An 18,500-nucleotide genomic window follows, 5' to 3' on the forward strand; every position below is an offset into this window, starting at 1 on the left:
GGAGAAGCGTGTCATGATCAAGGGTTCCATTCCTGCCCTCGTGACGCCGTTCAAGGACGGCGCACTGGATCTGGACACGCTGAAGAAGCTGGTTGACTGGCAGATCGCCGAAGGCTCGTCCGCGCTGGTGCCGGTGGGCACCACGGGCGAAAGCCCCACCCTGACGCATGAAGAACACCGCACCGTGGTTGCCAAGGTGGTGGAATACGCCGCGGGCCGCGTGCCGGTCATCGCCGGGGCGGGCTCCAACTCCACCGTGGAAGGCATCGGCCTGATCCGCTTCGCGCAAGAGGCGGGGGCGGACGCGGCGCTGGTCGTGACCCCCTATTACAACAAGCCCACGCAGGCGGGCCTGATCGCGCATTACCGCGCGCTGCACGACGCCAGCGACCTGCCGATCATCATCTACAACATTCCCGGCCGTTCGGTCGTGGACATGTCGCCCGACACGATGGGCGAACTGGCGAAGCTCCCCCGCATCGTCGGCGTGAAGGACGCGACCGGCAAGCTGGAACGCGTCAGCCAGCAGCGCATCACCTGCGGCCCCGACTTCGTGCAGCTTTCGGGCGAGGATGCGACCGCGCTGGGCTTCAACGCGCATGGCGGGGTGGGCTGCATCTCGGTCACGGCGAACGTGGCCCCGCGCCTGTGCGCCGAATTCCAGGCCGCGACACTGGCGGGCGATTACGCCAAGGCGCTGGCCTATCAGGACCGCCTGATGCCCCTGCACGAGGCGATCTTCCTGGAACCGGGCCTTGCGGGCGCGAAATACGCGCTGTCCCGTCTGGGCCTGTGCGAGGCGGAGGTGCGCCTGCCGCTGGTGGGCGTCAGCGACGGGGTGAAGGCGCGGATCGACGCGGCCATGCGCCATGCGGGCCTCCTGAACTGACATCTGGACGGGGGCGCCCGCGCCCCCTATCTCTCCCCCATGAAAAAATCCGATCCCAACAGCAAGCTGATCGCCGAAAACCGCCGCGCGCGGTTCGACTATGCCATCGAGGACGACATCGAGGCGGGGATCATGCTTCTCGGCTCCGAGGTGAAGTCGCTGCGTCAGGGCGGATCGAACATCGCCGAAAGCTATGCGAGCGTGGAGGATGGGGAGCTGTGGCTGATCAACGGCTATGTCGCGCCCTATCTTCAGGCCAAGACCTGGGGGCACGAGGAGCGTCGGAAGCGCAAGCTGCTGGTCAACCGCAAGGAGCTGTCGCGTCTGTGGAACGCCACGAAGCGCGAAGGCATGACGCTGGTCCCGCTGCGGATGTATTTCAATGACCGCGGCGTGGTGAAGGTGAAGATCGGCATCGCAAAGGGCAAGAAGCTGGCCGACAAGCGCGAAACCTCGGCCAAGCGCGACTGGCAGCGCCAGCAGGCCCGCCTCTTGAAGCAGGGCTGACCGGCGCGTAACCAAGGGGGCGGAGGTGCCCCCATGACAGATGATCCCCATACCCTTGTTTCCACCGACTGGCTGGCCGCTCGGCTGGAGGAGGTGGTCGTGCTGGACGCCTCGTGGCACATGTCGGCGGACGGGCGCGACGCGGCGGCCGAATACGCGGGGGCGCACATTCCGGGTGCGCGCTTCTTCGATATCGACCGGATCAGCGATCCGGACAGCGACCTGCCCCACATGGCCCCCACGGCCGAGGCGTTCGGGCAGGCCATCGGCGCCATGGGCATCGGCGGCGCGACGCAGGTCGTGGTCTATGACAGCAAGGGCCTCTTTTCCGCCGCCCGCGCCTGGTGGATGTTCCGCCTGATGGGCCACGACGCCGTGGCCGTGCTGGACGGCGGCCTGCCGAAATGGCGGGCCGAGGGTCGGCCCCTGACCGCCGATGTCCCCGAACCGCTGGCCGAGGCCGTGCTGCCCGTCCTGCAACCGGCCCGCATCCGCACCGCCGAACAGGTGGCCACGGGTCGCGCGCAGGTGGTGGACGCCCGCGCCGCCCCCCGCTTCCGCGGCGAGGTGCCCGAACCGCGTCCCGGTTTGCGGTCGGGCCACATCCCCGGCGCCCGCAACCTGCCGTTCGGAGAGGTGCTGAACCCCGACGGCACGATGAAGCCCGTGGAGGCGCTGGCCGAGGCGTTCCGGGGCGCGGGCGTCGATCTGGACACGCCCGTCGTCACCTCCTGCGGGTCGGGCGTCACGGCCGCGATCCTGAGCCTGGCGCTGGAACGTCTGGGACATCCCGATCACGCGCTGTATGACGGGTCCTGGACGGAATGGGGCGGCCGCGCCGACCTGCCGGTGGAGAAGGGCTGATGTTCGACACGTTGAAACCACAACCCGCGGATTCGATCCTGCACCTGATGCAGATGTTCCGCGACGACCCGCGCCCCGTGAAGGTGGATCTGGGCGTGGGCGTCTACAAGGACGCCGAGGGCCGCACCCCCGTCATGCGCGCCGTGCGCGAGGCCGAGCGCCTGATCTGGGAGCGGCAGGAGACGAAGGTCTACACCGCGATGCCGGGCGATCCCATGTTCCTGGCTGCGATGCAGCGCCTGATCCTGGGCGCCGAAGGGGGCGCGGCCATCGCCACGCCCGGCGGCACGGGGGCCGTGCGGCAGGCGCTGGAACTGGTGCGGATGATGAACCCCGACGCCACGATCTGGCTGTCGAACCCGACCTGGCCGAACCACCCGGCGATCATCGACTATCTGGGCCTGCGCCGCGCCGAGTACCGCTATTTCAACGCGGCCACCGGCGGTCTGGACCTCGAGGGGATGCTGGAGGATCTGACCCGCGTGCGGCCCGGCGACGTGGTCCTGCTGCACGGCTGCTGCCACAACCCAACGGGGGCGAACCCCTCGCTCATGCAATGGGCCGAGGTGGCGCGGATCCTGACGGGGGCGGGCGCCCTGGCGCTGATCGATCTGGCCTATCAGGGCTTCGGCGACGGGCTGGAGGAGGACGCGCTTCCCACGCGGTTTCTCGTGCAGCGTCTGCCGGAGGTTCTGGTGGCGGCCTCCTGTTCCAAGAATTTCGGGATCTACCGCGAACGCACGGGGGTCCTGCTGGCCGCGGGCGGCGATCCCGCGCGGGTGCAGGGCAACCTTGCCGCGCTGAACCGGCTGTCGATCTCCTTCCCACCGGATCACGGGGCACGGGTGGTCAGCACGATCCTGACCGATCCCGCGCTGGGCGCCGACTGGCGGGCGGAACTGGAGGACATCCGCACCGGCATGATCGGCCTGCGCGAAGGGCTGGCGATGGCCCTGCGCGACGCCTGCCGGACCGACCGCTTCGGTTTCGTGGCAGAACACCGCGGTATGTTCTCGCGCCTCGGCCTGTCGCCCGAACAGGCGGAACGGGTGCGGGTGGAGCATGGGATCTACATGCTGGGGGACAGCCGGATCAACGTCGCCGGCCTCAGCCACGCCAACATCCCGGTCGTGGCGGCCGCCATCGCCGCCGTGATGTGAAAAAGGGCGGAGCCGCGGCTCCGCCCTTTTCCCTTTGCCCGTGGGGGCAATCAGTAGTGATACGCGCTTTCGCCATGCGAGGTGGTGTCGAGGCCTTCGCGTTCCTGATCGGCCGTGACGCGCAGGCCCATGACCATGTCCACGATCTTGTAGAGGATCGCCGAAACCACGCCGCACCACACGATCGTCACCAGCACCGCGAGGATCTGCGTCCAGATCTGGGCGCCCATCGTGACGCCCTCGGCATAGCCGATGCCGCCCAGCGAGGTGGAGGTGAAGATCCCGGTGCCGATGGCGCCGACGATGCCGCCCACGCCGTGGATGCCGAAGACGTCGAGGCTGTCGTCATAGCCGAACTTGTTCTTCACCGTGGCCACGAAGAAGTAGCAGATGGCGGAGGCGATGGCGCCCAGCACGATCGCGCCCACCGGGCCGATCAGACCGGCCGCCGGGGTGACCGCCACAAGGCCCGTCACCATGCCCGACACCGCGCCCAGCATGGAGGCCTTGCCCCGAGCCGCCCCCTCGATCGCGACCCAGGCCAGCGTGGCCCCGGCCGTGGCCGTAAAGGTGTTGATCATGGCCAGTGCCGCACCGCCATTGGCTTCCAGGTTTGATCCGGCGTTGAAGCCGAACCAGCCCACGAACAGCAGGCAAGCCCCGACCATGGTCAGCGTCATCGAATGCGGCGCCAGCATGTCGCGGCCAAGGCCGATGCGCTTGCCGATGATCAGGCAACCCACGAGGCCCGCGATCCCGGCGTTGATGTGCACCACCGTGCCGCCGGCGAAGTCCAGCGCGCCCCAGCCGAACAGCAGGCCGTTCGCGTCCCACACCATGTGGGCGATGGGGAAGTAGACGAAGGTGACCCACAGCAGGATGAACAGCATCAGTGCGCCGAACCTGATCCGCTCGGCGAAGGCGCCGACGATCAGGGCGGGGGTGATGCAGGCGAAGGTCATCTGGAAGCAGATGAACACGTATTCCGGGATCACGTATTCGGCTGAGAAGGTGGCCGCCATGCTGTCGGGCGTGACGCCGGCCAGGAACATCTTGGCAAAGCCGCCGAAGAACGGGCCAGTGTTGCCGCCAAAGGCGAAGGAATAGCCATAAAGCACCCAGACCACGATCACCATCGCGGTGATCATCGTGCACTGCATCAGCACCGACAGCATGTTCTTGGACCGCACGAGGCCGCCATAGAACAGCGCCAGCCCCGGCAGCACCATGAACAGCACGAGGACGGTGGACACGAGCATCCACGCCACGTCGCCCTTGTCCATCACCGGCTCCACGGCCGCCTCCTGCGCCAGTGCGGGCAGGGCGGCCATCGCGGCCAACGCGGCCAGACCGGCGGTTTTCATCAGTTGTGTCATCGTCCCCTGTCCCCTCGCACGCTCAAAGCGCATCGTCGTTGATCTCGCCCGTGCGCACACGGACGGCCTGTTCCACATCCAGCACGAAGATCTTGCCATCGCCGATCTTGTCCGTCTTGGCCGTGACGCGGATGGCGTCCACGACCGATTCCGCCAGCGCGTCCGCCACCACGATCTCCAGCCGGACCTTTGGCACGAAGTTCACGGCGTATTCGGCGCCGCGATAGATCTCGGTATGGCCGGACTGCGATCCGAAACCCTTGATTTCCGTGACCATCATCCCGCGCACGCCGATGGCGGTCAGGGCTTCGCGGACCTCCTCCAGCTTGAACGGCTTGATGGCTGCAATGATCAGTTTCACCGTGCATCCCCTCGTGATTGCGGCCTTGGCCAGTTGGGGGCAGAAAGCGGCCTTTTTGGGCGTCCGGCAATCATCCGCCGAACCTGCGGGCGCGGGAAAGCAGGGCAATCGGGGGATACGCCTGATATTTCGGCACATAGCGCAAAAACTTTGCGGCGGGGTAACGGGGCGGAAACAAACAGCCCTCAACAAAGCCGGCAGGAAACGTTATTCTGCTGCGACAGAAAAAGAAGGGCAGACAGGCATGAGTGGACCGACCAGGCGCACGCCTCTCGTGGCGGAAAAGCGCTATGCGGCGAACGGAAACGGACGGGGGACGGCGGGCGGCGGCAATGGCGGCGGCGGGCAGGGCGGTGGCGGTGGGGGCGGCGGTCCCCGCAAGCCCGCCCCGCGCAAGCCCGCGCCCAAACGCCCGCCGCGCAACCCGCTGGTCGCGCTGGTCCTGGGCCTGCTGACCCTGCTGCGCCGGGTGGTGTGGGGCGTCTTCTGGCGGTCCGCGCTTGTTGTGGCGCTGGTGGTGGGGGCGGCGACGTTCTACTTCGCCTCCACCCTGCCGCAGGTGTCGGACCTGCTGGACGCCCGCGTGCGCGGCTCGGTCACCATGCTGGACAACAACGGCGAAACCTTCGCCTGGCGGGGGGAGGTGTATGGCGGCTCCCTCCGGTCCGAGGATGCGTCGGCCAACCTGCGCAACGCGGTTGTGGCCACCGAGGATCGCCGCTTCTACCGTCACTTCGGCGTCAGCCCGCGGGGCATCGCCTCGGCCGTGGCGATCAACCTGCGCGCGGGCCGCGGCCCGTTTGACGGCAACGGCGGGTCCACCATCACGCAGCAGGTGGCGAAGCTTCTGTGCCTGGGCGTGCAGTACGATCCCGAAAAGTGGAAGTCGGAGGCGGAATACGAGGCCGACTGCCGCACCACCACCCTGTGGCGCAAGATCAAGGAAGTGCCGTATGCCTTGGCGATGGAGGCCAAGTATTCCAAGGCCGACATCCTGACCATCTACTTCAACCGCGTCTATCTGGGCGCCGGCGCCCGCGGGTTCGAGGCTGCGGCCGAGCGTTACTTTGGCAAGTCCGCCAAGGCGGTGGAGCCGGCGGAGGCCGCGATGCTGGCGGGCCTGCTGCGTGCGCCGTCCTATTACGCGCCGACGAACAACCTGCAGCGCGCCATCGACCGGGCCAACGTGATCGTCGGCCTGATGGAGGAGCAGGGCTACCTGACGCCCGAACAGGCGCGCTACGCCATGGCCAACCCGGCCCAGCTGTCGGGCGCGGCCGAGGATCGGTCCGGCGGCTTCTTCGCTGACTGGGTGATGGAATCGGGCCCCGACTTCCTGACCCGCGACACGACCGAGGATGTGGTGATCCAGACCACCATGGACCAGCGTCTTCAGCGCGCCACGCAGGCCGCCGTGACGCAGGTGTTCAAGGACAAGGTCAGCGAAGGGTCCAAGGCCCAGACGGCCGTGATCGTCATGTCCCCCGACGGGGCGGTGCGCGCCATGGTCGGCGGCCGCACGGTGGAGCCTGCGGGATCGTTCAACCGCGCCACGCAGGCGCTGCGGCAGACGGGATCGTCCTTCAAACCCTTCGTCTATGCCGCCGCGATGGACGCGGGCTTCAGCCCCGCCGACTTCGTGGAGGACAAACCCTTTACGCTGAACATCCCCGGATCGGGGCCGTGGACGCCGTCGAACTACGACCACACCTTCAGCGGCGTGGTGACGCTGACGCACGCGCTGGCGCATTCGCTGAACATCCCCGCCGTGCGCGTGTCCGAGGCGGTGGGCCGGCAGAAGGTGATCGACGTCGCTTCGCGCTTCGGGATCCATTCGAACCTGGTGGACAGCCCCTCGCTGGCGCTGGGCGTGTCCGAGGCGACGCTGCTGGAGATGACGGGTGCCTATGCCGGCATCCTGAACGGCGGCATGGCGGTCAGCCCCTACGGTCTGACCAGCCTGCGCCTGCGCGGCGACGACACGCCCCTGATCGGCCAGACCGGGGGCATCGGGGAACGCGTGATCTCGGACGAGGCGGCGCAGCTTCTGACCTACATGATGACGCAGGTGATTGAGACGGGAACGGGCCGGCGCGCCAAGCTTCCTTCGGGGCGCGAGGCGGCGGGCAAGACCGGCACCACGCAGGCCGCGCGTGACGCGTGGTTCATGGGCTTCACAGCCGATTACGTGGTGGGCGTCTGGATGGGCTATGATGACAACACCCCGCTGAAGGGCGTCACGGGCGGCGGCCTTCCCGCCGACATCTGGCGCGAGGTCATGTCCCGGATCGAGGATGGCCAGCCGCTGGTGCCCCTGCGCAAGATCGTGCCGGAACCCCGCGTTCCCCCCTCGGCCCCCACCAACGCCCCGGTGGCAGAGGTTCAGCCGGTGCCGCAGGCCCAGCCGCAGCCGAGCGGAGAGCCGAACGTGGCCGAACGCATCCTGAACGACGTGCGCCGCGCCTTTGGCGGATGAACGAAAAAGGCCCCGCCAATGGCGGGGCCTTTTTCTGTTCTCGGAGCGCTCAGGCGCGGCGCAGGGCCTGCGTCAGGCGGTCGATGCTGCCGCCCTGCTGGTCCAGGATCGCCTGAACCTCCGTCCGTTCGGAGGCGAGCATGTTCACGCCCTGAATGATGATGTTGAAGAACCGCGGGCTGCCGCTGTTCGTCGACACGTGCCAGCGCACGTCGGCCGGGGAGCTGCCGCGCGTGTAGGCGGTGGAGCGCACCTCGTAGTAGCTCTTGATCGGGTTGACGCCCGTCACCTCGATCCGGCCGCCGATGAATTCGCGGAACCGGCGACCGTACTTGCGCGACACGTAGCCCTGATAGGCCTGCGTGTAGGCCTGAAGCTGGGCCGGCGTCGCCTGACGCGCGGCCACGCCCAGCGTCGAACGGGCGATGGTCGGCACGTCGGCATAGGTCGCGAAGACCCGCTCGAAATCGTCGTACATCTGCTGTTCGGACTGGCCCGAGGCAATGATCTGGTTGACGGAGGCGACGGCCTGTTCGACCGCGCGGCGCGCGGCGTCGGCCGCACCCTGGGCGCGGGCAAAGCCGGGCAGCGTCAGGGCAAGGCCACCGACGACCAGACCACCGGCCAGGGCGCGGCGGGTCAGAACGGGGGCGAAGGAAACGTTATTGGGCATTGGCATCCTCGTAGGGATCTATGAAATCTGCGGACGCTGCGGCGGGTGCCGCACCATCGGGTGCATCGGCATACGGGTCTATAAACCCGTCAGCGGCCTGTGCGGTTCCCGTGCCGGCGTTCTGCTCCAGCGTGAAGCGCCGGTTCTGCAGGTAGGCCAGCCGCGCCTGCGAGTAGCTGTCGGCGCTGTCGTAAAGGACATCGTCGATCGTGTCGGTGTAGGTGTAGCGGGTGTCCAGGATCTCACCACCCTTGGCCACGGTGGCGTAGGTGCTTTCGGGCTGCTCGATCAGGAAGTTCAGCGGGTTGGTGATCGTGTCGACGATCTGGCCCCAGGTGTCGCGGGTGGTGGACGGGCCGAAGACCGGGTTCTCCACGTAGGCCCCTTCGCCCACGCCCCAGGTGTACAGCGTCTCGCCGAAGTCAGAGTCCTTTTCCGGCAGGCCAAGGGGCGTGGCCGGATCGAAGATCCCCAGCACCCCGATGGTGGAGTTCACGAGAAAGCGGCCCGTGTTCGACAGCGCGCGGACCGGACGGCCCTGCAGCACGCCGTTCAGCACGTCGCCCGGCAGTTCCAGGTTTTCGGCCACGTTGGACACGCTGGTGCGCACCGGGCCGGGCAGGTGGCCATAGGTGTGCGAGACGGGACGCAGGACGCGGCGGTCCAACCCCTTGTTGAACGCGTGGAAGCTGCGGTTCACGCCTTCGTTGGGATCGTTCACGCCCGTCGCCTGAGGCGCGGGGCCGCAGGCGGCCAGCAAGGCCAGTCCCGACACAGCGGCCAGGGCCGCAACCCGTGACAAAGCTTTGTTAACCACCATCATCGTACCATCCCCATGAAATCGTGACTGACCGTCACCGCCCCGGGTTCTCGCCATATTCGGCCAGACCGGCGATGACAACGCCGACCGAAACGGGACGAAGGGCATCGTGGCAAAAATGACGAAAGAATCCTCAGTACCAGAATTGCGCTGCGCCTTGCGGCTTTCAAGGGGCGGGCTTGTGGCGGTCGGGGCTTTCTCGTTCTTCTGCAACCTGCTGATGCTGACGGGGCCGCTTTACATGATGCAGGTCTATGACCGCGTGCTGGCGGCGCGGTCGGTGGAAACGCTGGTGGCGCTGTCGATCCTCGCAGGCGGGCTGTTCGCGGTGATGGGCTTTCTGGACGCGGTGCGGGGCCAGATCCTTGTGCGGCTGGGCGCGGGGTTTCAGGACGGGCTGGACCTGCGGGTGTTCCGCGCCGCCTTGGCGCGCCTGTCGCGCCGGCCCGAGGATGCGGCCGCCCTCTCCGCCTCGCGCGATCTGGAGGCGGTGCAGAAGGTCTTCGCCTCGCCCGTGACGGCGTCGCTGTTCGACCTGCCGTGGACGCCGCTGTTTCTGGGGCTGATCTTCCTGTTCCACCCGGCGCTGGGATGGCTGGCGCTGGGGGGCGGGGCGGTGCTGGTCGCGCTGACGGCCCTGAACCGCCACCTGTCCGCCGCCCCCTTGGCCGAAGCGTCCCGGCTGGGGGCCGAGGCGGAGCGGTCCCAGCAGATCCTGCTGGCCGAATCCGAAACCGTCAGCGCGCTGGGCATGTCGGACGCGGCCTTCCGCCGCTGGCACGCCCTGCGGCGGAAGGGGCTGGTCCGCGGGACGGAGGCGGCGGGCCTGAACGGCGGCATGGGGGCCGTCACGCGCGTGCTGCGGCTGGTCCTGCAATCGGCCATGCTGGGCCTTGGGGCGTGGCTGGTCCTTCATCAGGCGATCGGGGCGGGGGTGATGATCGCGGCCTCCATCCTCATGGGGCGGGCGCTGGCCCCGGTGGAAGGCATCATCGCCCATTGGGCCACGCTGGTCCGGGGCCGTCAGGGCTGGACGCGGCTGAACCGCTTCCTGACCGAAGAACCGGCCCCCGCCGCCCCCTTGTCCCTTCCCCGCCCCGCCGCCCGGCTGGAGGTGGAGGGGCTGACCGTCCTGCCGCCCGCCGGCGGCCCGCCCGTGCTGCGGGGCATCGGCTTCACCGTGGCCCCGGGGCAGGCAGTGGGGGTGATCGGGCCGTCGGGGGCGGGGAAAAGCTCTCTCGCCCGCGCGGTCACGGGGGTCTGGGCGGCGCAGGCGGGGCATGTCCGTCTGGGCGGCGCGGCGCTGGATCAGTATGGCGGCGACGCGCTGGGGGCGTGGCTGGGCTATCTGCCGCAGCGGGTGACCCTGTTCGACGGCACGGTGGCCGAAAACATCGCCCGCCTGGGCACGCCCGACACGGCCCGCGTTCTGGCCGCCGCCGAACAGGCCGCCGCGCATGAGATGATCCTGTCCCTTCCCCACGGCTACGACACCCGCGTCACGGCGCTGGGCGCGCAGCTGTCGGGCGGGCAGATCCAGCGCATCGGCCTCGCCCGCGCGTTCTATGGCGATCCCGTCCTTCTGGTGCTGGACGAACCCGACGCCAGCCTGGACGCCGAGGGGACGGAAGCCCTGCGCGCCGCTCTGCGCGACCACAAGGCCCGCGGGGGTGCGGCGGTGATCGTGGCACATCGTCCTTCGGCCATTCAGGATTGCGACCGCCTTCTGGTGCTGGAGGCGGGGATGCGCCGCGCCTTCGGCCCGCGGGACGAGATCCTGCGCCAGATGGTGCGCAACCACGCCGACATCCTGCGCGAAAGGGGCGCCGCATGAACTTCGGGATCAAGGGGCAGGTGATCGCCGGCGGCGTCGCGCTGGCCGTTCTGGTGGGGGGCTTCGGCAGCTGGTCGGTGCTGGCGCGGGTCGACGGGGCGGTGATCGCCGCGGCCAGCCTTCAGGTGCCGGGCAACCGGCGCGCGGTGCAGCATCCCGATGGCGGCGTCGTCGCGGCGGTGCAGGTGGCCGAAGGGCAGGTGGTCCGCGCGGGCGAGGTGCTGCTGCGGCTGGACGGCAGCGCCCTGCGCTCCGAACTCGCCATCGTTGAAGGGCAGGTGTTCGAGGTGACGGCCCGCCACGCCCGTCTGGCGGCGGAACGCGACGGGCGGGCGACGATCGCCTTTCCCCCCGACCTTCCCGCCGACCGGCCCGAGGTGGCGCTTCAGATGGACGGCCAGCGCACCCTGTTCGCGGCCCGCGCGGCGACGCTGACGGCCCAGCAGGACCAGCTGCGCCAGCGCGAGGCGCAGGTCCGCAGCCAGATCGACGGGCTGAACGCGCAGGCCACCGCCAACGCCACCCAGCTGCGGCTGGCCGAGGAGGAGCTGGCCGACGAACGCCTTCTTCTGTCCAAGGGCCTGACCCAGCGCGCCCAGGTCCGCGCACTGGAACGGGAAAGTGCCCGGCTTCAGGGCCAGGCCGGCGCCCTTGTGGCCGATCTGGCCGAAGCGGGGGACCGGATCACCGAATACCGCATGCAGGCCTTGTCGCTGGTCGCCGAACGGCGCGAGGAGGCGATCACCCAGCTGCGCGACTTCTCCTATCAGCTGGCCGAACTGTCGGAACGCCGCGCAGCGCTGCGCCAGCAGATCGACCGGCTGGACATGCGCGCCCCCGTCGGCGGGCGCGTTCTGGGTCTGACGGTGACCACCCCCGGCGCCGTGATCCGCGCGGCGGACGCCGTGCTGTGGATCGTGCCACAGGACGAACCCCTGCTGGCCGAGGCGCGGATCCCCCCCGTCAACATCGACGAGGTGCGCGAAGGCCAGTCCGTGCGCCTGACCCTTCCGGCCTTTCCCGGTCGCACCGCGCCCGAGGTGGAGGGGGTCGTGCAGCAGGTGTCAGCCGACACCCTGCAGGACAAGGAGGGCGCGAGCTTCTATGTCGCCCGCATCGCCTTGACCGCTCCGCCGGGGCTGGTTCTGACCCCGGGCATGCCGGCAGACGCCTTCATCCGCACGGGCGCGCGATCCCCTCTGGGTTATCTGCTGCACCCCTTCACCAGCTATTTCGACCGGGCCTTCCGGGAAAGCTGACTTGCCAGCCGGCGGCCCGCCCCCTAGCCTTCGGCCGAACCCAAAGGAGCCTGCCATGACCATCGAATCCCGCCTGTCCGACCTCGGCCTGACCCTGCCGGAGGCGCCGCTTCCGGTGGCCAACTACGTCCCCTTCGTCATGACGGGATCGCAGCTGTTCGTGTCGGGCCAGATCAGCCGGGGGATCACGGGCAAGCTGGGCGCCGACCTGACGCCCGAGGAGGGGGCCGAGGCTGCGAAGGTCTGCGCGCTGAGCCTGATCGCGCAGGCCAAGGCCGCGCTGGGCGGCGATCTGGAGCGGATCGTGCGGGTGGTGAAGCTGGTGGGCTTCGTGAACTCCGTCCCCGATTTCATCGACCAGCCGAAGGTGATCAACGGCGCGTCGGACCTGATGGTGGCGGTGTTCGGCGACGCCGGACGCCACGCGCGGTCCGCCGTGTCGGCGCTGTCGCTGCCCGGCGGCGTGGCGGTGGAGATCGAAGCCATCTTCGAGATCCGCTGATGCTGCCCCCCGACTTCCTGCGCCTTCCCGTGGCCCACCGTGCGCTGCACGACCGCGCGGCCGGCCGGATCGAGAATTCGCGCGCCGCGATCCGCGCGGCCATCGCCGCCGGCTACGCGATCGAGATCGACCTGCAATTGTCGTCTGACGGCGTGCCGGTGGTGTTTCACGACGATGATCTGGATCGGCTGACGGACCGGACCGGCCCCGTCGCGGCGCGCACCGCGCAGGACCTGTCGGCCATCCCCCTGATCGGCGGGGACGAAACCATCCCGACCTTTGCCGAGGTGCTGGAAATCGTGGCCGGGCAGGTTCCCCTGCTGGTGGAGATCAAGGACCAGACCCCGTTCACCGGCGATCTGGAACGGGCGACGGCGGCCCTGCTGAAGGGGTATGACGGCCCCGTGGCGGTGATGGGCTTCAACCCCGAAACCGTGGTGCGGATGGCCGAACTGGCCCCCGGTATCCCCCGCGGCCTGACCACCTGCGACTACTCCGCCGAGGATTGGCCCCATCTGGACGAGGCGGAACGCGCCCGCCTGCGCGACATCCCGGATTACGACCGGGCGGGGGCGTCCTTCCTTTCGCATTATCACCGGGATCTGGACCGGCCCCGCGTGGCGGAGCTGAAGGCGCAGGGGGCGGCGATCCTGTGCTGGACCATCCGCACCCCCGAGGAGGAACGCGAGGCGCGGCGCGTTGCCGCGAATGTGACCTTCGAATCCTATCCGGCCCCGATCCCGGCTTGACCTTGCGTGTTCCTGCGCCAGCATCGGCGCATGGACACACAGATCGAAGTGACGGCGCAGGACGGGTTCGGCGGCATCGACGCCGCCGAATGGGACGCGTTGGCCAATCCCGAGGGCGGCGTGCCGCCGGACCCCTTCACGACGCACCGCTTCCTGCGGGCGCTGGAAATCTCACGCTCCACCGGTGGGCGCAGCGGGTGGGAGGCGCGGCCCCTGACGGCGCATGTGGACGGGCGCCTGATCGCGGCCGCCCCCTTGTATCTGAAGTCCCACAGTCAGGGCGAATACATCTTCGATTTCAACTGGGCCGACGCCTATGAACGCGCGGGCGGCCAGTATTACCCGAAGATCCAGATCGCCGTGCCCTTCACCCCGGCCACCGGCCGCCGCTTCCTGACCCTTCCGGGGTTCGAGGCGACGGGCCGCAGCGCGCTGATGCAGGGCGCAGTGGCGCTGGCGGAACAGAACGGCCTGTCCTCGGTCCACGCGACCTTTTGCACGGAAGACGAGGCGGAGGCGGGCGCGGAACTGGGCCTGATGGCCCGCGCCAGCCAGCAGTTCCACTGGCAGAACCGGAACTATGCGGATTTCGAGGCCTTCCTGGCCGACCTGTCGTCGCGCAAGCGCAAGAACATCCGCAAGGAACGAGAAGGCGCGCAGGCCTTCGGCGGCACAATCCACGCCCTAACGGGGCCGGATCTGAAGCCCGAACACTGGGACGCGTTCTGGCGCTTCTATCAGGACACGGGGCGCCGGAAGTGGGGCAGCCCCTACCTGACCCGCGCCTTTTTCGACGAGATCCACCGCACCATGGCCGACGACATCCTGCTGGTGATGGCCGAACGGGAAGGGCGCTGGGTGGCGGGCGCGCTGAACTTCATCGGGCGCGACACGCTGTTCGGGCGCTATTGGGGCAGCACCGAACACCACCCCTTCCTGCATTTCGAGCTGTGCTATTACCAGGCGATGGACTTCGCCATCGCCCGCGGCATCCCGCATGTGGAGGCGGGGGCGCAGGGCGAACACAAGCTGGCCCGCGGCTATCTGCCGACGGAAACCCATTCGCTGCACTGGATCGCTGATCCGGCCTTCCGCCGCGCCGTGGCGCAGTATCTGGAGGCCGAGCGCGCGGCGGTGGACGAGGAGATCGAGGTCCTGACCTCCTACGGTCCGTTCCGCCGCGACACGGGCGAGGCCGAGGACTAGAGCGCCTTCAGCATCGCCTCGCCGCCCGAAATCTCGCAGCCCGGGCCTTCTTCCAGGTGCAGGATCTGCACGGTGCCGTCCACGACCTGCATGGCATAGCGGCGCGAACGGCCCATCAGGCCCGGACCCGGCACGTCGAAGGACAGGCCCAGCGCCTGCGTCAGTTCGCCCTTGGGATCGCCCAGAAGGGTGATGCCGGCGTCGGTGGCGCCCGTCGCCTCGCCCCAGGCCTTCATCACGAAGGGATCGTTGACGGACACGCAGAGGATCTCGTCCACGCCCTTGGCGCGCAGGGCGTCGGCGTTGCGCAGGAAGCTGGGCATGTGCGCGGAATGGCAGGTGGGCGTGAAGGCGCCCGGCACGGCGAAGATCACGACGTTGCGGCCCTTCAGGCGGGCGGCCAGATCGACCTGCTCCACCCCGTCCTCGCCGATCCTGACAAGTTGCGCGGCGGGCAGTCGGTCCCCTTTGGCGATCATGGTGCAATCCTCCCTCGTGTTGCGTTTCGCTGCGGGCCAGATATAGGCTTCGGCCAAGGGCGTGGGAATGGAAAAGATGACGGACATCGTGGTGGTCGGGGCCGGGCAGGCGGGGGCGGCGCTGGCGGCGAAGCTGCGCGCGCTGGGCGCCACGGGCCGCATCACCCTGCTGGGCGACGAACCGGTCGCCCCATATCAGCGCCCCCCCCTGTCCAAGGCCTACCTGACCGGAGAGATGGGCGTGGACCGCCTGACCCTGCGCGCCGACGGCTTCTGGGCCGCCCACGGGATTGACCTGCGGACGGGGGCGCGCGTGACGGCGATCGACCGCGCCGCCCGCGTGGTGCGGGTCGGGGCGGAGGCCGTGCCTTATGACGCGCTGGCGCTGACCACGGGATCGGTCGCGCGGCGGCTGCCCACGGATCTGGGCGGCGTCTTCGCGGTGCGGACGCTGGCCGACGTGGACGCGATGAAGGACCGCTTCGTGCCGAGGGCGCGGGTGGTGATCGTCGGGGGCGGCTATGTGGGGCTGGAGGCGGCGGCGGTGGCGGCAAAGCTGGGGCTGGAGGTGACAGTTCTGGAAGCCGCGCCCCGCATCCTCGCCCGCGTCGCCAGCGCCGAAACGGCCGCCTTCTTCCGCGACCTGCACCGCGTCCATGGCGTGACCCTGCTGGAGGGCGCGGCCCTGTCGGGGCTGGAGGGGGAAGGGGAGGTCGAGGCCGCGGTTCTGGCCGACGGCACCCGCATTCCCTGCGAGTTCGTGATCGCGGGTATCGGCATCGCGCCCGCCACGGCGCTGGCCGAAGCGGCGGGGCTGGCACTGGACAACGGGATCGCGGTGGACGCGTTCGGCCGCACCTCGGATCCGGCGATCTGGGCGGCGGGGGATTGCGCGTCCTTTCCGCACGGGGCGGGGCGGCTGCGGCTGGAATCCGTCCCCCACGCCATCGACCATGCCGAGGCCGTGGCCGCCAACATGCTGGGGGCGGAACGGCCCTATGCGGCCAGGCCGTGGTTCTGGTCGGACCAGTTCGATGTGAAGCTGCAGATCGCGGGCCTGAACACGGGCCACGACCGCGTGGTGACGCGGGCCGAGGGCGGAACCTCGTTCTGGTATTTCGCGGGGGGCCGGCTGCTGGCGGTGGACGCCGCCAATGACCCCCGCGCCTACATGGTGGGCAAGCGCCTGATCGAGGCGGGGCGTTCGCCCACGCCCGAGGCCGTGGCCACCGCCGCGCACGTAAAGGACCTGCTATGAGGATCGTGGGCGGCCGCATGCGCGGCACCCGTCTGGCCGAGGTGGGCGCGGGCGATCCCGCGGCGCATCTGCGCCCCACCTCGGACCGGGTGCGGGAAGCGATCTTCAACCTGCTGATCAACGGCGGCTATGGCGATCCCCTGAACGGGGCCCGGGTGCTGGACCTGTTCGCCGGCACCGGCGCGCTGGGGCTGGAGGCGATCAGCCGGGGCGCGGTCCACGCCACGTTCGTGGACGACGGAAACGCGTCCCGCACGCTTCTGCGCCGCAACATCGAGATCACGCGCGCCGAGGGTGCGACCGACATCCTGCGCCGCGATGCGACGCGGCTGGGGGCATCCGCGGGCGATCCCTTCACGCTGGTGTTCCTTGATCCGCCCTACAGCAAGGGGCTGGGGGAAAAGGCGCTCGCCTCCGCCCTTTCGGGGGGCTGGCTCGCCCCCGACGCGCTGGTGGTGTGGGAGGAGGGCACCGCCCCCGTGGCGCCCCCGGGCTTTGCCTGGCTGGACCAGCGCCGCTATGGCGAGACGCATGTGACGATACTGGAAAGGACGGAATGATGGTCAGGGCGGTGATCTTCGACTGCGACGGCGTGCTGGTGGACAGCGAGCATCAGACCATGTCCCTCGTGCTGGACGACATGCGCGCGCATGGTCTGGATCTGGACCATGCCGCGGGCGAACGGCTGTTCATGGGCAGCACCATCCCGCTGGTGTTCCGCGACGCGCGCGCGCTGGGCGCGGACCTTCCGGACAACTGGGTGCAGGACATCTACGCCCGCATCTATGCCGGTCTGCGCCAGCATACCCCGCTAATGGAGGGGGTGGCGGAGGTGCTGGACCGGCTGGACGCAGCGGGCATCCCCTATGCCGTAGGATCGAACGGCACCACGGAAAAGATGATGATCACGCTGGGCCAGCACCCCGACATCTGGCGCCGGCTGGAAGGGCGGGTCTTTTCGGGGCAGGAGCTGAACATGCCCAAGCCCGATCCGCGCCTGTTCCGCCATTGCGCGCGGTTCCTGAACGCGGACCCCGCCGATTGCGCCGTGATCGAGGACAGCGTCCCCGGCGCGAAGGCCGCCCGCGCGGCGGGCATCCCCTGCTTCGGCCTTGCCCCCGCCGCCCATCCGGGGCTGGAGGCGGAGGGCGCGACGGTCTTCCACCGCATGGCCGACCTGCCGGCGCTGCTGGGGCTTTAGGCCTTCGTCGGGTGGAAGCGGCCGGCGGGCGACAGGGTGAAGATCTCGCACCCGTCGGCCGTGACGCCCACCGAATGCTCGAACTGGGCCGACAGCGACTTGTCGCGGGTCACGGCGGTCCAGTCGTCGGCCAGCACCTTGGTTTCGGGGCGGCCAAGGTTCACCATCGGCTCGATCGTGAAGATCATGCCTTCCTCCAGCACCTCCTTGGTGCCGGGGCGGCCGTAATGCAGCACGTTCGGCGGCGCGTGGAACACCCGGCCCAGACCGTGGCCGCAGAAGTCGCGCACGACCGACATGCGCTGGGCTTCGACGAAGGTCTGGATGGCGTGACCGATGTCGCCGAAGGTGTTGCCGGGCTTCACCGCCGCGATCCCGATCATCAGCGAATCGTGCGTCACCTCGATCAGGCGTTCGGCCTTGCGCGACGGGGTGCCCGCCACGTACATCCGGCTGCTGTCGCCGAACCAGCCGTCCACGATCACGGTGACGTCGATGTTCATGATGTCGCCGTCCTTGATCACCTTCGGCCCGGGGATCCCGTGGCAGACGACATGGTTGATCGAGATGCAGGACGCGTGCTGGTAGCCCTTGTAGCCGATGGTGGCCGAGGTGACGCCCATGCGCCGGATCTCATCCTCGATGAAGGCGTCGATGGCGGCGGTGGTGGTGCCGGGAACGACATGGGGGGCCACGGTGTCCAGGATCTCGGCCGCGGCGCGACCCGCTTTGCGCATGCCTTCGAAATCCGCCGGATCATAGATGCGGATGCCCTGACGCGTGACGCGGCCTTGAATGTCTTCCACCGGATGTCCTTTCCCACTTGCGCGTCTACATAATCCCGCTTGGCGCGAAGTGCCAGACCTTGCCCTTGCCGCGCGGCTGC

Annotated in this window: 19 protein-coding genes; 13 read left to right on the top strand and 6 right to left on the bottom strand. The window is 69.1% G+C overall.

Features of this window, described 5'->3' with window-relative positions:
• Positions 1-13 precede the first annotated feature (13 nt).
• Genes dapA through PIJ50_RS10060 form a run of 4 tightly spaced genes read left to right on the top strand, consistent with a single transcriptional unit; the run spans position 14 to position 3,420 of the window.
• Positions 14-889 (top strand): 4-hydroxy-tetrahydrodipicolinate synthase, encoded by an 876-nt coding sequence (gene dapA, locus PIJ50_RS10045; protein WP_271974907.1) that lies wholly within the window; start codon positions 14-16, stop codon positions 887-889.
• Positions 890-928: 39 nt separating this feature from the next.
• The gene (smpB, locus tag PIJ50_RS10050) at positions 929-1,396 is read left to right on the top strand and encodes an SsrA-binding protein SmpB (protein ID WP_271974909.1); all 468 of its coding nucleotides are present in this window, start codon (positions 929-931) and stop codon (positions 1,394-1,396) included.
• A gap of 33 nt (positions 1,397-1,429) precedes the next feature.
• Positions 1,430-2,260: a 3-mercaptopyruvate sulfurtransferase gene (gene sseA / locus PIJ50_RS10055; RefSeq protein ID WP_271974911.1), complete on the top strand. Its 831-nt coding sequence runs from the start codon at positions 1,430-1,432 to the stop codon at positions 2,258-2,260.
• Positions 2,260-3,420: an amino acid aminotransferase gene (locus PIJ50_RS10060; RefSeq protein WP_271974912.1), complete on the top strand. Its 1,161-nt coding sequence runs from the start codon at positions 2,260-2,262 to the stop codon at positions 3,418-3,420. Before sseA ends, PIJ50_RS10060 begins: the two co-directional genes overlap by 1 nt.
• Before the next feature lie 50 nt (positions 3,421-3,470).
• On the opposite strand, the gene PIJ50_RS10065 is transcribed toward PIJ50_RS10060, so the two are convergent.
• Positions 3,471-4,796 carry an ammonium transporter gene (locus PIJ50_RS10065; protein WP_271974914.1) on the bottom strand — a complete coding sequence of 442 codons (1,326 nt, stop codon included), beginning with the start codon at positions 4,794-4,796 and terminating at the stop codon, positions 3,471-3,473.
• A gap of 22 nt (positions 4,797-4,818) precedes the next feature.
• Positions 4,819-5,157 (bottom strand): P-II family nitrogen regulator, encoded by a 339-nt coding sequence (locus PIJ50_RS10070; RefSeq protein ID WP_271974916.1) that lies wholly within the window; start codon positions 5,155-5,157, stop codon positions 4,819-4,821.
• A gap of 244 nt (positions 5,158-5,401) precedes the next feature.
• Here PIJ50_RS10070 and PIJ50_RS10075 point away from each other — a divergent pair, with 244 nt between their 5' ends.
• Entirely contained in the window at positions 5,402-7,633 is a 2,232-nt protein-coding gene (locus tag PIJ50_RS10075; RefSeq protein ID WP_271974918.1) for a transglycosylase domain-containing protein, read from the top strand.
• 49 nt (positions 7,634-7,682) lie between these two features.
• Here PIJ50_RS10075 and PIJ50_RS10080 read toward each other — a convergent pair whose 3' ends face one another.
• On the bottom strand, positions 7,683-8,306 hold the full coding sequence (locus PIJ50_RS10080; protein ID WP_271974920.1) for an MlaC/ttg2D family ABC transporter substrate-binding protein: 624 nt from the start codon (positions 8,304-8,306) through the stop codon (positions 7,683-7,685).
• Entirely contained in the window at positions 8,296-9,129 is an 834-nt protein-coding gene (locus tag PIJ50_RS10085; protein WP_271974922.1) for an MlaA family lipoprotein, read from the bottom strand. The genes PIJ50_RS10080 and PIJ50_RS10085 overlap by 11 nt, the downstream gene beginning before the upstream one ends.
• Positions 9,130-9,235: 106 nt before the next feature.
• Here PIJ50_RS10085 and PIJ50_RS10090 point away from each other — a divergent pair, with 106 nt between their 5' ends.
• The 5 genes from PIJ50_RS10090 to PIJ50_RS10110 are packed head-to-tail and all read left to right on the top strand — an operon-like array spanning position 9,236 to position 14,676.
• Positions 9,236-10,960 carry a type I secretion system permease/ATPase gene (locus PIJ50_RS10090; RefSeq protein WP_442900732.1) on the top strand — a complete coding sequence of 575 codons (1,725 nt, stop codon included), beginning with the start codon at positions 9,236-9,238 and terminating at the stop codon, positions 10,958-10,960.
• Complete coding sequence (locus PIJ50_RS10095; protein WP_271974926.1) at positions 10,957-12,219, top strand: HlyD family type I secretion periplasmic adaptor subunit; 1,263 nt, start codon at positions 10,957-10,959, stop codon at positions 12,217-12,219. Before PIJ50_RS10090 ends, PIJ50_RS10095 begins: the two co-directional genes overlap by 4 nt.
• A 55-nt stretch (positions 12,220-12,274) precedes the next feature.
• Positions 12,275-12,721, top strand: a complete 447-nt coding sequence (locus PIJ50_RS10100; protein WP_271974928.1) for a RidA family protein — start codon at positions 12,275-12,277, stop codon at positions 12,719-12,721.
• Positions 12,721-13,470: a glycerophosphodiester phosphodiesterase family protein gene (locus PIJ50_RS10105; protein ID WP_271974929.1), complete on the top strand. Its 750-nt coding sequence runs from the start codon at positions 12,721-12,723 to the stop codon at positions 13,468-13,470. The genes PIJ50_RS10100 and PIJ50_RS10105 overlap by 1 nt, the downstream gene beginning before the upstream one ends.
• Positions 13,471-13,500: 30 nt before the next feature.
• On the top strand, positions 13,501-14,676 hold the full coding sequence (locus tag PIJ50_RS10110; protein ID WP_271974932.1) for a GNAT family N-acetyltransferase: 1,176 nt from the start codon (positions 13,501-13,503) through the stop codon (positions 14,674-14,676).
• Here PIJ50_RS10110 and PIJ50_RS10115 read toward each other — a convergent pair.
• The gene (locus PIJ50_RS10115) at positions 14,673-15,155 is read right to left on the bottom strand and encodes a peroxiredoxin (RefSeq protein WP_271974934.1); all 483 of its coding nucleotides are present in this window, start codon (positions 15,153-15,155) and stop codon (positions 14,673-14,675) included. The genes PIJ50_RS10110 and PIJ50_RS10115 overlap by 4 nt on opposite strands.
• Before the next feature lie 76 nt (positions 15,156-15,231).
• Here PIJ50_RS10115 and PIJ50_RS10120 point away from each other — a divergent pair, with 76 nt between their 5' ends.
• From PIJ50_RS10120 to PIJ50_RS10130, 3 genes are read left to right on the top strand one after another with little or no spacing between them, the layout of a single operon-like run.
• Entirely contained in the window at positions 15,232-16,413 is a 1,182-nt protein-coding gene (locus tag PIJ50_RS10120) for an NAD(P)/FAD-dependent oxidoreductase (RefSeq protein WP_271974988.1), read from the top strand.
• The gene (gene rsmD / locus PIJ50_RS10125; RefSeq protein WP_271974935.1) at positions 16,410-16,973 is read left to right on the top strand and encodes a 16S rRNA (guanine(966)-N(2))-methyltransferase RsmD; all 564 of its coding nucleotides are present in this window, start codon (positions 16,410-16,412) and stop codon (positions 16,971-16,973) included. Before PIJ50_RS10120 ends, rsmD begins: the two co-directional genes overlap by 4 nt.
• Positions 16,970-17,614, top strand: a complete 645-nt coding sequence (locus PIJ50_RS10130; RefSeq protein WP_271974937.1) for an HAD family hydrolase — start codon at positions 16,970-16,972, stop codon at positions 17,612-17,614. The genes rsmD and PIJ50_RS10130 overlap by 4 nt, the downstream gene beginning before the upstream one ends.
• On the opposite strand, the gene map is transcribed toward PIJ50_RS10130, so the two are convergent.
• Positions 17,611-18,420, bottom strand: a complete 810-nt coding sequence (gene map / locus PIJ50_RS10135; RefSeq protein ID WP_271974939.1) for a type I methionyl aminopeptidase — start codon at positions 18,418-18,420, stop codon at positions 17,611-17,613. The two genes, PIJ50_RS10130 and map, sit on opposite strands and share 4 nt — an antisense overlap.
• Positions 18,421-18,500 lie beyond the last annotated feature (80 nt).

This window comes from Falsirhodobacter sp. 20TX0035 (genome assembly GCF_028307215.1).
Classification (GTDB): domain Bacteria; phylum Pseudomonadota; class Alphaproteobacteria; order Rhodobacterales; family Rhodobacteraceae; genus Falsirhodobacter.